The sequence below is a fragment of the Deltaproteobacteria bacterium genome (assembly GCA_005879795.1).
GTDB lineage: Bacteria > Desulfobacterota > Binatia > DP-6 > DP-6 > DP-6.
Window position 1 is genome coordinate 1 of record VBKJ01000072.1, and the last position, 11,565, is coordinate 11,565.

Below are 11,565 nucleotides of genomic sequence, written 5' to 3' on the forward strand. Positions count from 1 at the left end.
CGGTTTCTCGATGTCAGACCGCTGGTGGTACGAACTGTCTCCAGGCGTCCGATTCCGCCACCACCTTGATCTCACGATTGCGCGCCTCGAGAAAGCGGCGCAGGTACGTGGTCAAGATGAGCCGCTCGGCAACCCAACCGAGCATCCCGAAGGGCGCTGCGAAGTCGAAGAGGTCGCGCATGACGGTGCCGCCTCGACCATCTTCCGCGAAGTAGTGCTCGTGATCGAGTCGGGCGAACGCGCCTCGAACCATCGAGTCCCGGAAGTAAGCGGGCCGCTCGTACGCGGTGATCCTGCTCGTGAGGGTCTGCCACACGCCGAAGTGTCTGGCCCGCCATGTGACCTCGTCGCCGAGCGTCAATAGGCCGCTCGTGCGACCGGCGATCGCACGTTCGCCAGTCGATGCGGTCGAACGGGTATGAAGCTCCACGCTCCGGGTCAAGTCGAAGCACCGCTCCCTGGGAGCGGCGATGTGAATTGTGAGCTCGATGCGTGGCACGGTCTTCGTCGTCGGTCCAACGGCCCGGCGACCCAGGCGCCGCCAGCTGCGGCCGCATACCACGGAGCGGCGCGACCGAAGAAGGGAAGGACGACCGTTAGACACCCTGCTGGTCCGCGCGCTGGTGGCTCACGCTACCTACCAGAGGGCGCAGAGCCAGGCGGTCCGGGGTTCTGCCGTAGACCGTCGGCGATCGCGGGTTAGCCGAGCGCAGCTGTCGCAACGCCAAACTCTATTTCGGTCAGACCACGTGAACCCACTTCGATGAGACACCTCGATACTCGCGCTCGGCCCGCGCCTTTGCGTCTTCCAACGACGGATTACCCACCGCTGCTAGAGCTTCCCAGTCATTGGTACAGTAGAGAGACCCGTCCACGCTGAAGCTATACTTGGACGGACCCGCATAGTACCACCCGCGCGCCGCCTATCACTAGCAGCCGCGAGGACCCGCCAGAGATAAACTTACCGAGATTGCTCGCTCGTGGGGCCCCGGAGGCGGCATCGGGGTCGGTGTCATGCTGCGAGCGCCGCCCAGATAATCGCGCGCCGCGCCGGTCGTGGACGTGGTGCCGAAGACGACCTCGGGTGGGGTGCGGACCGCCGGCCGGGCCGCGTTTGTGCACATTCGGGTAGATCATCGTCTCACCTCGACGTGGGCGAGCTGCGCCTGCACCGTGCGGACCTCGTAGCCGTCCCCGTGACGCGAGATGCATTCCTACGTCTTCGCCCGAGTGCTACTCTCCTGAGCCGCCGCACACGCCGCGGCAAAGGAGGACGAAGCATGACGGTCCGGGGCACTTGTCTGTGTGGCGACGTCGCCTTCGAGGCCGACGCGCCCTTCGAATTCATGGGGCACTGCCATTGCTCGATGTGCCGAAAGCACCACGGTGCGGCATTCTCGAGCGCCCTCGCGGTACACCCGAGCCGGTTCCGCTGGCTCCGTGGCGCCGAAGGCATTCGCCGCTACGAGTCCTCGCCCGGGGGTTCCCGTCCGTTCTGCGGTCGGTGCGGCTCCGCGGTGCCGGGCTCGGCCGGCGAGCTCGTGTTCATCGCGCCGGGCCTCCTGGACGACGACCCCGAGATGCGCCCGCAGGCGCACATCTTCGTCGCCTCGAAGGCGCCGTGGCACGAGATCGCGGATTCCCTGCCGCGCTTCGACGCCTACCCATCCGGCATGGGCGAGGCCGTTCCCTTCGAGCGCCGCTCGGAGCCCGTCGCCGGCCGCGTGCGCGGGAGCTGCCTCTGCGGCGCGGTCGGGTACGAGATCGGGGGCCCGGTCGCCGGTCCGATCGCGAACTGTCACTGCTCGCGCTGTCGCAAAGCTCGCGCTGCGGCGCATGCGTCGAACCTCTTCGTCGAGCTCCCGGAGTTCCGCTGGTTGCGGGGCGAGGATCTGGTCGTGTCCTACAAGGTCCCGGAGGCGGAGCGCTTCACGCAGGCGTTCTGTCGCACGTGTGGCGCGAAGGTGCCGCACGTGAACGCCGCACGCGGACGCGTCGTCGTGCCCGCAGGCTCCCTGGACGACGACCCCGGGGCGCGCGAGGAGCTGCACATCTTCGTCGGCTCGAAGGCGCCCTGGTACGAGATCGCGGACGACCTCCCGCGGCACGAGGCCTACCCGCCGGGGCCTTATCCACCGCCGTCGCGCCGGCCGCGCGACGCGGGCGCGCGAGGCTGAAGCGGGTTCCCCGGCTCAGCGCGGCATCACCGGCCGGATCAACCCCTCCTGCGCGACCGATACGACGAGCTTCCCATCGCGCGTGAACAGGTGCCCGGTCACGAAGCCGCGCGCGCCGTGCGCCGCCGGGCTCTCCTGCGCGTAGAGGAGCCACTCGTCGGCGCGGAAGGGGCGATGGAACCACATGGCGTGGTCGAGGCTCGCCATGACGTAGCTGGGATCGTTCCACGCGATCGCGTGCGGCAGCGTGGCGGTGTCGAGGAGCGTCATGTCGGAGGCGTACGCCACCACGCACTGGTGGAGGAGGAGCTGGTGGGGCAGGCGGCCGGCGGCCCGGATCCACACCAACTGGCGCGGCGGCCGCCGGACGGGGTGGAACGGGTCCATCGGCTCGACCGGGCGCGTGTCGATGGGGCGGTCGCGTCCGAACCAGAGCCGCAACGGCTCGGGCATGCTGGTCATCTTCGGCGCGATCCAGTCCGCGAACGACGGCAGCGACTCGGGGTCGGGCGCCTCGGGCATGGGGACGCTGTGCTCGGGCCCCACTTCCTCGGGCTGGAACGACGCCGAGAGGTGGAAGATCGCCTGGCCGTGCTGGATCGCGACCACCCGCCGGGTGGTGAACGTCTTCCCGTCGCGGATGCGGTCCACCAGGTAGAGGATCGGGGTCGAAGGGTCGCCCGGGCGGAGGAAGTAGGCGTGCAGGGAGTGGACGTTGCCGCGGTCGACCGTGCGGCCCGCGGCGACCAGCGCCTGCCCGGCCACCTGGCCGCCGAAGACCCGCTGGCGGTTCTCCTGCGGGCTGCGGCCGCGGAAGACGTTCACCTCGAGCTCCTCCAGGTCGAGGAGCGAGACCAGCCCGTCGAGCGCGGAGGCCACCGTCAGCTCTTCGTCTTCAAGGCCGCGGCGTTCTCGCGGATGAAAGCGCGTAGCTCTTCGACCATGTCGAGGAGCTTCTCCCACTGCTCCTTGTAGAGGGTCACGGGGAAGCGGCCGAGGCCGTACACCGAGACGCCGCCCTTCTCGCTCACCTTGAAGGTGATGCCGCGGCTCGCCGTCCGCCTGAGGCGCTCGTTCTCCGCCTTGACGCGCTCGAGCTCTGCCTTCTCGTCGTCGGGCATGGCGACAGCGCTTAGCAGATGCGTCGGGGTGCCGAAAGGCGGGTTGACGCCTACTCCTGATCCCAGAGGTGTTCGCGCGTCTCCGCCACGATCACCCCGGAGAGCGCGATGAGCGAGAAGAGGTTCGGGATCGCCATGAGCCCGTTGGCGATGTCGGCGAAGGACCAGACGGCGGGGAGCGACACGACCGAGCCGACCATGACCGCCGCCACCCAGAGGACGCGATAGGGCGTGATGACGCCCACGCCGAAGAGGTACTCGGCCGCCTTCTCGCCGTAGTACGACCAGCCGAGGATGGTCGAGAAGACGAAGGTCAGGAGCCCGACGGTCAGCACCACCGGGCCGACGACCGGGAGATCGCCGAACGCCGCCTTGGTGAGCGCCGCGCCCTTGAACCCGTTCGTCCACTCGCCGGAGTTGACCAGCACGAGGCCGGTCATGGCGCACACGACGACGGTGTCCCAGAAGGTCCCGGTCGAGGAGACGAGCGCCTGGCGGACCGACGTCTTCGTCTGCGCCGCGGCGGCGACGATGGGCGCGCTCCCCAGGCCCGACTCGTTGGAGAAGAGGCCGCGCGCCACGCCGTAGCGCATGGCCTCGCGTACGCCGGCGCCGACGAAGCCGCCCACCGCCGCCTGCCCGGTGAAGGCGGTGCCCACGATCAGCCGCAGGGTCTCGGGGATCGCGGCCGCGTGCATCACGAGCAGGATCGTGCACCCGACGACGTAGAAGACCGCCATGAAGGGGACGAGCTTCTCGCACACGTTGGCGATCGACTTGATGCCGCCCAGGATGACGACCGCCGTGCAGGCCGTCATCGCGATGCCCGTGATCCACGGGCTCACGCCGAAGGTCTCGACCACCATCGCCGAGATCGAGTTCGCCTGCACCATGTTGCCGATGCCGAAGGCGGCGATCGCGGTGAGGGCGGCGAACACGACGCCGAGCCAGCGCATGTGGAGGCCGCGCTCGAGCGCGTACATCGGCCCGCCCGCCATCGCCCCCTGCGGCGTCGTGATGCGATACTTGATGGCGAGCACCGCCTCTCCGTACTTGGTCGCGATCCCGAAGATGCCCGTGAGCCACATCCAGAGGACGGCGCCCGGCCCGCCCGCGGCCACCGCCGTCGCGACGCCGACGATGTTGCCGGTGCCGATGGTGGCAGCGAGCGCGGTGGTGAGCGCGCCGAAGTGGCTCACGTCGCCCTCGCCCTCGGCCGTGCGTTCGAACGAGAGCCGGATCGCGGTGCCGAGGTAGCGCTGGATGACGCGCAGCCGGACGGTCAGGAAGAGGTGCGTGCCGACCAGGAGGATGAGGAGCGGCGGGCCCCACACCCAGTTGCTGAGCCACTCGAGGTGCTGCTCGAGCGCGATCAACGCGCGAGCTCCGCGCCGAGCGTCCGCACCGTCGCCTCGAGCCGCTCGGCCGGGACGCGCGGCATGACGATCAGGCGGTCGATGCCCACCTGGCCCGCCTGCGTGACGAGTGCCGGCGTCAGCGGCTCGAAGGTGGTGAGCGAGATCTCGAGCGGCGGGCGGCCAGTGGCCGCACGCAGCCGGCGGAGCTCCTGCACGAGCGGCGCGGCCGCCTCGACCGTGAGGCCGAAGCCGTACCACCCGTCGCCGAAGCGCGCCGCGCGGCGGAGCGCCGGTGCAGCGTGGCCGCCGACCACGATCGGCGGATACGGGCGCTGGCGCGGCTTCGGCTCGAAGCGGATGCCGTCGAAGGCGGCGAAGCGCCCCGAGAAGCGCGGCAGCTCCTCGGTCCAGAGGACGCGGATCGCCCCCAGGTACTCGTCGGTGATGGCGCCGCGGTCCTTGAACGAGACGCCGAGCGCGCGGAACTCCGCCTCGACGTAGCCGCCCCCGAAGCCGGCGATGAGCCGCCCGCCGGAGACCAGGTCGAGCGTCGTGAGCGCCTTCGCGAGCAGCACGGGGTTGTGGTGCGGGAGGACGAGGATGCCGGTGCCCAGGCGGAGGCGGCGCGTGTGCGCGGCCACGTTCGCGAGCGCGACCAGCGAGTCGAGGAAGGGCGTCTCGGGCGGAGTCGGGACCGGGTTGTCGCGGACGGGCATGGCCACGTGCTCGCCCGTCCACACCGACTCGAAGCCCGCCTCTTCGGCGGCGACGGCGATGCGGATGGCGAGCGCGGGGTCGGCGCAGGGGCCGAAGTTCAGGCCGAAGAGACCGAAACGCATGCGCGCTTCTGACAGCGGGTGGACGCAACGTCAAGGACGCGTGCCGGTGGCGGGTGTGCCGCCGCGTCCGCTAAGTTGGGGGCCGATGCGCTACAAGGCGGTTCTCTTCGATCTGGGCGGGGTCGTCGTCGGCTCGCCGCTCGCGGTGATCGCGCGCTACGAGGCGGTGCGCGGCATCCGCGCCGGGTTCCTGAACCGCGTCGTGGTGACGGCCGGCGCAGCGGGCGCGTGGGCGCGCCTCGAGCGCGGCGAGATCCTCCTCGAGGCGTTCTACCCGGCCTTCGAGGAGGAGTGCGCCGCGGCGGGGTGCTCGATCGACGCGCGGGAGATGATGGCCCGGGTCAGCGAGGTGACGGTGCCCCGGCCGGCGATGCTGGAGGCGATCCGCCGCATCCGCGCCCGCGGCCTCCTCGCCGCCGCCGTCACCAACAACTGGGTCGCCGAGGGCGAGGGCACCGGCGTGCTCCGCGCGCACTTCGACGCCTTCGTCGAGTCGTCGGTGGCAGGGGTGCGCAAACCCGACCCGCGCATCTACGAGCTGGCCTGCGCCAAGCTCCGCATCGTGCCGCCCGAGGCCGTCATGCTCGACGACATCGGCTCGAACCTGAAGACGGCGCGCGCCCTCGGGATGGCGACCATCCGGGTCGCCGACCCCGATTCGGCCCTCGGCGAGCTCGAGGAATTACTCGGGTTTCCGCTACGTTGAGCCCCGGCGGCGCCCCACCCCCGTCGAAAGATCGCCATGGAAAATCCCGGGCTGCCGCGGTACACTCCGCGTATGGGTTCCCGATCGGGGCACACACAGGCCCCAGCGCCGGCAGGCGGTCCGCCGGTGATCGGGGCCGGGAGCCGGCATCGGCGGTCGGCCTCCCGGCGGCGGGGCTCGGGCCCGCCTGGTCTTCCCGCCGGAAGAAAGGAGGTGATCCAGTGACGTATTCCCCTACGGTGATCTGTGAGGTGGTGCCCTCTTAGGGCGAGCCCGGATCATCAGTCGCTGGGTCACCCGAAGGGGACCCAGGCATCACCGAGCCCCGACAGTCCCCGCGTCACCGGCGGGACGGCGCGAAGCGCCGTGACGGCTGTCGGGGCTTTCTTTTTCGCCCGCCTTGACTGGGCTCCGCGGCGGCCGTAAGCGGTGAACAGTGTTAACTTCCGCCGCCGCCGGTCGGAAGGGCGCGGGCGCCGCCCGCGCCGCCATCCTGAGGGCGGCGCGCCGCCTCTACGTCGCGCACGGCGCGAGCGGCGTCTCGGCGCGCAAGATCGCGCGCGAGCTCGGCTGCAGCCCGACCGCGATCTACCTCTACTACCGGAGCATCCCCGACATCATCGAGCATCTTCGCCTGGAGGGGCACGCGCTCCTCGCCGCGCGCCTGCGGCGCGTCGACCCGAAGCTGCCCGCCCTCGAGCGGGTGCGGGCCATGGGGCGCGCGTACTGGCGCTTCGCGCTGGAGCATCGCGGCTACTACGCGCTCATGTTCACCCTGCGCGCCGCCGAGACGCCACGCCGCGAGGCGGTGCAGCGCGAGATGGCGACACTCTTCATCCTGCGCGACGTGGTCGCGCGCGGGATCGAGACGGGCGAGCTGCGGCGCGACCTCGATTCGACCGTGGTCACCAACGTGCTGTGGGCGAAGATCCACGGCGTGGCCGCGCTCGCCGTGTCCGGCCTGCTGGTGCAGACCGCGCCCGGCCACCACGAGGAGGTCCTGGAGGCGATGCTCGAGAGCGCGGCCCGCTGGCTCGAGCCCTGAGAGACGTCATGCCGCTGCTCGACTGGCTGCCCGGAGCGCACCGATCCCGCCCGGGCGAGGGCCAGGGCGCGGCGCCCCGCCCGGCCTCGGCAACGGACTGGCCCTTTCCCTTCCCGCCGCCGGGTAGAGCGAAGCCGAGCCCGCCCGACACGATCCCGCCCGGCATCGCCTACCGCTGGCCGTTCCACCCGCTCGCGGGGCCGCCGCTTCCGAGCCGGGGCGTCCCGGCGCCGGTCAGCCTTGCCGAGTTCAAACGCGAGCTCTCCGGCTGGTGCGACGACGTGGGCGTCATCTCGATCGACGACCCCGCCCTCGCCCACGAGCGCGAGGAGATCCTCTGGGTCTACCCGCACACGCGCTCGCTCGTCTGCATGATCGGTGAGGAGAACAAGGCCGCCATGCAGTCGCGCTACCTGCCCTCCGCCAACAACGAGCTCTACCGCTGCGAGGAGCGGCTGTGGGAGATGGGCCGGCGCGTGGTCAAGTATGTGAACGCGCTCGGCGGCGAGGGGCTCACCACCACCATCGGCTGGCCGCAGGAGGTGGGACAGCGCTGGGCCGACAAGATCTGGCCCCTCAGCCACAAGCTGGTGGCGCAGGCCGCGGGGCTCGGCGTGATCGGGCTCAGCCGCAACTTCCTGCACCGGAAGTTCGGCGCCTACTGCCTGATCGACACGGTGCTCACCAACCTCGAGTGGCCGGCCTACGATGCGCCCGTCGCCTGGAACCCGTGCCTCCAGTGCAACCTGTGCGTCGCCTCGTGTCCGACCGAGGCCATCAAGCCCGACGGCGACTTCGACTTCTTCGCCTGCTACAACCACACCTATCGCGACTCGATCCCGGGGTTCCTCGACCTCGTCCGTGACCTCTCCGAGCGCAGCCGGCGGGAGTTCAAGCAGCGCTGGACCGACAACGAGATCGCCGCCCTCTGGCAGGCGATGGCGTTCAAGGTGGAGTATCGCTGCTTCAACTGCGTGGCCACCTGCCCGGCGGAGATCGAGGACGCCTTCCACGCCGAGCGCGACGTGCGGCGGCGCTACCTGGACGAGACCTTGAAGCCCCTCACGCACACGCGCGCGGTCGAGGACGAGCAGTTCGTGATCGACAGCCCGAGCATGCGCGAGAAGCACGGCATCCCGCCGGGCGAGTGGCGGACCCCGATCGACCGGCGGAGCCGCTCGGCGGCGGGCGTGCGCCTGGTGTCGCTGCGCCGCATCCGCACCCAGAGCGTGGATGCGATGATGCGCTGGATGCCGCAGTACTTCCGCCCCTACGAAGCGCGTGGCCTCGCCTTCACGACGCAGTTCCTGCTCACGGGCGAGGGGGGCGGCGCGTGGGCGATGCGCATCGCGGACGAGCGCTGCGAGGTGCGTCCGGGGACGGTCGAGCACGCCGATCTGACCGTGCGCACGCCCGCGCTCCTCTTCCTGGCGCTCCATCGCGGCGAGGCGAGCGCGCTCTGGGGGCTTCTCAGCGGCCGCATCCGCCTCGGGGGACGCCGCCGGCTCTTCTTCCTCTTCCCGCGCCTGTTCCCGACCGAGGCCGGGAGCACGCGGCTCCATCGCTGGGCGTTCCGGCTCCGCCGGGCGCTGCGCCGCTCGTGACCGCCGCGGACACGGGGTGCTTCCGCGCGCGCCGGGTGCGCGCTACACGGGGAACATGCTGGAGGACCGCGCCCGCCCGGCCCTGCTGAGCTTCTTCCTCCCCCTCACGCGCCGCACCTGCGCCGAGCTGGGCATCGGCGACGACACCATCGCCTCCTACCTCGCCGAGGTGCTGGCCGAGTTCGCGCGCACCGACCGCCTCTACCGCCTGCGCGCGCCGGGTGGGGCGCGCCTCGAGCGCGTGGTCGAGATGCTCGGGCTCGGCCCGCCCACGCCCGAGCCCGTCGGCGCGCGCGCCTTCCATCGCTACGTGGGGGACTTCGCGCTCTTCATGAGCGGCCTCTTCCGGTCCTTCGTCGAGCGCGGGGGCTATCTCGGCTTCTACCTCGAGGAGGGCGCCCGCGCCTACGCGCGGGCGAGCGCCCTCGCCGAGGGGGAGCCGCGCGCCGGCCGGCTCCTCTACCGCGAGCTGTCGCTGCGCTTCGAGTACTACGCCGGCGCCCTCGACTACCTGCGCAAGGTACGTTTCCCGGGCCTTGCCGGCCCCGATCCCGTGGGGGCGTTCCTGCGCGAGATCGAGGGCGTCGTGGCAGGTCTGTCGCGCAACTGAGACCTGGCTAGCGGCAGCTATCCATGTATGCGCGCTGACGTTCAACCCCGATGACGCTCCCGACGACGTCCCTCGGATGCGCGAACTAATCGAGCGGGCCGCACAACTTTGAGGAGAGATACTCGATGATACCGCTGAGGCGACGGTCATGAGCGCCGACGAGCCGCCCGTCACCATCCCCATCGAGGACGCCCTCGACCTGCACGCGTTCGCGCCGCGCGAGCTCCCGTCGGTGGTCGAGTCCTACCTGGAAGCGTCGGTGGAGGCGGGCTTCCGCGAGGTCCGCCTGATCCACGGGCGCGGCCGGGGCGTGCAGGGCCGGCGCGTGCACGAGGTCCTGGCCGCGAGCCCGCTGGTCGAGGGCTTCGCCGACGCGCCGCCCGGGCGCGGCGGGTGGGGCGCGACGATCGTCTGGCTTAGGCGCGCGGAGGCCGGTAGAGAGAAGGCGTGAGCACGCTCGAGCGGCTCGCCGCCGCCTGGCGTGAGGCCCGCCGCGTCGTCGTGCTGACCGGCGCGGGGCTCTCGACGGCCTCCGGCATCCCCGACTTCCGCTCGCCCGGCGGGCGCTGGGAACGCTACCAGCCCGTGCCGCTGCCCGAGTTCCTCGCCAGCGAGCGCGCGCGCGAGGCGTACTGGCGTTACAAGGGCGAGACCTGGCAGCTCATCCGGGCGGCCGAACCCAACGCTGCGCACGCGGCGCTCACCGACCTGGCCTGCGCCGGCCGCATCGAGCTCCTCGTCACGCAGAACGTCGACGGGCTCCACGAGCGGAGCGGCTTCCCGCCCGAGCGCCTGGTCAACATCCACGGCACCGATTCCGCCGTCGAGTGCATGGCTTGTCACCGGCGCGCCCCGCGTGCGTTCGCGCAGGCGGCCTGGGAGGCGGGGATGGCGGTACCGCGCTGCGCGTGCGGCGGGCCATGGAAGCCGGCTACCATCTCCTTCGGCCAGCAGCTCGTGGCCGCGGACCTGGAGCGCGCGCTCGGCGCGGCGGCGGCGTGCGACCTCTTCGTCGCCGCGGGCACATCGCTGGTGGTCGGGCCGGTGAATCAGATGTTCCCCGTCGCGCGTGAATCGGGCGCGCGCACCGCGATCGTGACCGCCTCCGAGACGCCCTACGACGCCGCCGCCGACGTGCGGCTCGCCCAGCCGGTGGAGCAGGTCCTGCCGGCGGTGCGGGACATGATTCGGTGAGATGCGACCCGTTCGGCCCGACGGGTGCCGCCGTTCCCGTCGTTGGCCAGGGGACGTGGAACATGGAGCGCGACGACCGCGCCGCGGCGGTGGCCGCGCTGCGCGCCGGGCTCGACCTCGGCATGACCCACATCGACACGGCGGAGCTGTACGGCTCGGGCCGGGTCGAGGAGCTGGTCGGCGAGGCGATCGCCGGGCGGCGGGATCAGGTCTTCCTCGTCTCCAAGGTGCTGCCGCAGAACGCCTCGCGCGCGGGGACGCGGCGCGCGTGCGAGGCGAGCCTCCGCCGCCTGCGCACCGACCGCCTCGACTGCTACCTCCTCCACTGGCCGGGCCGCCACCCGCTCGCGGACACCCTCGCCGCCTTCGAGCAGCTCCGGCGCGAGGGGAAGATCCGCGCCTGGGGCGTCAGCAACTTCAGCCTCGAGGAGATGGAGCGGGCGGCCGGGATCGCCGGCGCCGAGCGCATCGCGTGCCATCAGGTGCTCTATCACCTCGAGGAGCGCACCATCGAGCACGCGCTTGTCCCGTGGTGCGTCGCGCACGGCATCGCCGTGGTGGGCTACAGCCCCTTCGGCTCGGGCCACTTCCCGGGCCCGCGCAGCCGGGGCGGACGCGTGCTGGCCGAGATCGCGGCCGTGCACGGCGCCACCCCGCGCCAGGTCGCGCTCGCCTTCCTCGTGCGCTCGCCCGGACTCTTCACGATCCCCAAGGCCGCGCGCGCGGCGCACGTGGCGGAGAACGCTCGGGCGGGCGACCTCGCGCTCTCTGCGGAGGACGTCCGGCGGATCGACGCCGCGTTCCCGCGCAGGCCCTGGCGCGGGCTCCCGATGCTCTGAGCCGCACTATGCGACCCTCATGCCCTGGCGGCGGAAGACCTCGCCCAGGTCGAGGGCGGGGTGCACCTCGAA

The 11,565-nt window shown here is 71.5% G+C and carries 13 protein-coding genes; 8 read left to right on the plus strand and 5 right to left on the minus strand.

Annotated elements, in window-relative coordinates; genetic code table 11:
* Window positions 1-13 precede the first annotated feature (13 nt).
* Window positions 14-499 (minus strand): SRPBCC family protein, encoded by a 486-nt coding sequence (locus E6J59_03795; protein ID TMB22444.1) that lies wholly within the window; start codon window positions 497-499, stop codon window positions 14-16.
* Between the two features lie 781 nt (window positions 500-1,280).
* Between E6J59_03795 and E6J59_03800 the strand changes: the two genes are divergently transcribed.
* Window positions 1,281-2,177: a GFA family protein gene (locus E6J59_03800; protein ID TMB22445.1), complete on the plus strand. Its 897-nt coding sequence runs from the start codon at window positions 1,281-1,283 to the stop codon at window positions 2,175-2,177.
* A 15-nt stretch (window positions 2,178-2,192) separates the two neighbouring features.
* Here the strand turns inward: E6J59_03800 and tesB are convergent, their stop codons facing one another.
* The 4 genes from tesB to E6J59_03820 are packed head-to-tail and all read right to left on the minus strand — an operon-like array spanning window position 2,193 to window position 5,495.
* Window positions 2,193-3,056, minus strand: a complete 864-nt coding sequence (gene tesB / locus E6J59_03805) for an acyl-CoA thioesterase II (GenBank protein ID TMB22446.1) — start codon at window positions 3,054-3,056, stop codon at window positions 2,193-2,195.
* Window positions 3,057-3,058: 2 nt separating this feature from the next.
* On the minus strand, window positions 3,059-3,298 hold the full coding sequence (locus E6J59_03810; GenBank protein ID TMB22447.1) for a hypothetical protein: 240 nt from the start codon (window positions 3,296-3,298) through the stop codon (window positions 3,059-3,061).
* Between the two features lie 50 nt (window positions 3,299-3,348).
* On the minus strand, window positions 3,349-4,674 hold the full coding sequence (locus tag E6J59_03815) for a sodium:alanine symporter family protein (GenBank protein ID TMB22448.1): 1,326 nt from the start codon (window positions 4,672-4,674) through the stop codon (window positions 3,349-3,351).
* Window positions 4,671-5,495: a TIGR03619 family F420-dependent LLM class oxidoreductase gene (locus E6J59_03820; GenBank protein TMB22449.1), complete on the minus strand. Its 825-nt coding sequence runs from the start codon at window positions 5,493-5,495 to the stop codon at window positions 4,671-4,673. The genes E6J59_03815 and E6J59_03820 overlap by 4 nt, the downstream gene beginning before the upstream one ends.
* A gap of 85 nt (window positions 5,496-5,580) precedes the next feature.
* On the opposite strand from E6J59_03820, the gene E6J59_03825 reads away from it, so the two are divergent.
* From E6J59_03825 to E6J59_03855, 7 genes are all read left to right on the plus strand, one after another.
* On the plus strand, window positions 5,581-6,201 hold the full coding sequence (locus E6J59_03825) for an HAD family phosphatase (protein ID TMB22450.1): 621 nt from the start codon (window positions 5,581-5,583) through the stop codon (window positions 6,199-6,201).
* Window positions 6,202-6,637: 436 nt separating this feature from the next.
* Complete coding sequence (locus tag E6J59_03830) at window positions 6,638-7,246, plus strand: WHG domain-containing protein (GenBank protein TMB22451.1); 609 nt, start codon at window positions 6,638-6,640, stop codon at window positions 7,244-7,246.
* An 8-nt stretch (window positions 7,247-7,254) separates the two neighbouring features.
* Window positions 7,255-8,850 (plus strand): hypothetical protein, encoded by a 1,596-nt coding sequence (locus E6J59_03835; protein ID TMB22452.1) that lies wholly within the window; start codon window positions 7,255-7,257, stop codon window positions 8,848-8,850.
* A 16-nt stretch (window positions 8,851-8,866) separates the two neighbouring features.
* Window positions 8,867-9,460 (plus strand): hypothetical protein, encoded by a 594-nt coding sequence (locus E6J59_03840; GenBank protein TMB22453.1) that lies wholly within the window; start codon window positions 8,867-8,869, stop codon window positions 9,458-9,460.
* 148 nt (window positions 9,461-9,608) lie between these two features.
* The gene (locus E6J59_03845; GenBank protein ID TMB22454.1) at window positions 9,609-9,911 is read left to right on the plus strand and encodes a DNA mismatch repair protein MutS; all 303 of its coding nucleotides are present in this window, start codon (window positions 9,609-9,611) and stop codon (window positions 9,909-9,911) included.
* Window positions 9,908-10,654: a hypothetical protein gene (locus E6J59_03850; protein ID TMB22455.1), complete on the plus strand. Its 747-nt coding sequence runs from the start codon at window positions 9,908-9,910 to the stop codon at window positions 10,652-10,654. Before E6J59_03845 ends, E6J59_03850 begins: the two co-directional genes overlap by 4 nt.
* The gene (locus tag E6J59_03855) at window positions 10,651-11,493 is read left to right on the plus strand and encodes an aldo/keto reductase (GenBank protein TMB22456.1); all 843 of its coding nucleotides are present in this window, start codon (window positions 10,651-10,653) and stop codon (window positions 11,491-11,493) included. The genes E6J59_03850 and E6J59_03855 overlap by 4 nt, the downstream gene beginning before the upstream one ends.
* Window positions 11,494-11,565: the final 72 nt, after the last annotated feature.

Coding starts and splice junctions, on each gene's coding strand:
- E6J59_03800 (TMB22445.1), top strand. CDS start 1,281: ATGACGGTCCGGGGCACTTGTCTGTGTGGCGACGTCGCCTTCGAGGCC.
- E6J59_03810 (TMB22447.1), bottom strand. CDS start 3,298: ATGCCCGACGACGAGAAGGCAGAGCTCGAGCGCGTCAAGGCGGAGAAC.
- E6J59_03820 (TMB22449.1), bottom strand. CDS start 5,495: ATGCGTTTCGGTCTCTTCGGCCTGAACTTCGGCCCCTGCGCCGACCCC.
- E6J59_03825 (TMB22450.1), top strand. CDS start 5,581: ATGCGCTACAAGGCGGTTCTCTTCGATCTGGGCGGGGTCGTCGTCGGC.
- E6J59_03835 (TMB22452.1), top strand. CDS start 7,255: ATGCCGCTGCTCGACTGGCTGCCCGGAGCGCACCGATCCCGCCCGGGC.
- E6J59_03845 (TMB22454.1), top strand. CDS start 9,609: ATGAGCGCCGACGAGCCGCCCGTCACCATCCCCATCGAGGACGCCCTC.